Source organism: Actinomadura napierensis, assembly GCF_039529375.1.
GTDB classification, from domain to species: domain Bacteria; phylum Actinomycetota; class Actinomycetes; order Streptosporangiales; family Streptosporangiaceae; genus Spirillospora; species Spirillospora napierensis.
On record NZ_BAAAMR010000453.1, the window covers coordinates 1 to 506 of the forward strand.

General features: G+C 41.5%; 1 protein-coding gene. It reads right to left on the minus strand.

The features are described 5' to 3' along the window. Positions 1-506: TonB-dependent receptor (locus tag ABD296_RS50440; RefSeq protein ID WP_344285907.1), on the minus strand; the 506-nt coding region annotated here is incomplete at both ends.

Here is a 506-nt window from a genome sequence, read left to right on the forward strand (position 1 = left end):
TTGGTGTTCAAGTTGGCCTGTCTTGAACTTGCCCTTAATATCAAATGTATTGGTGGTGGTCTTATTGCTGGTTTGTTGCCAGTAGTAAATTTGATCGATGTAACCTTTTTTTGTACACGCCTCATTCTTTGAGTTTTTTCCATCTAAACCACAATAATTGCCAAAATAAAAGTGGTCAAAGTTCTGTTCTGCTTGTCGGTAACTTGCCGCCCAGTGGAAGTTCCAATCAGGCGCATATTCATAATTCACATCGGTACGAACGACTTGCAAAATATCATCAACATAATCACCGTCTTGGGCAAATCCCATTTTAATAGAAGTTCCCGCAGGCAAGTTGTCACGTGTTGGTCCACGGTCAGGTACACGATTTAATTTGTCATAGGTATATTGTGTGGTCCAGGTCAGCTTTCCATCGTCATTCTTATAGGTAAAGCTTGGGGAAAACATCTCAATCTTATTTTCAATACCAGAGCGGAAGCTGCCTGCCTCGCCATATTCTCCAGTCA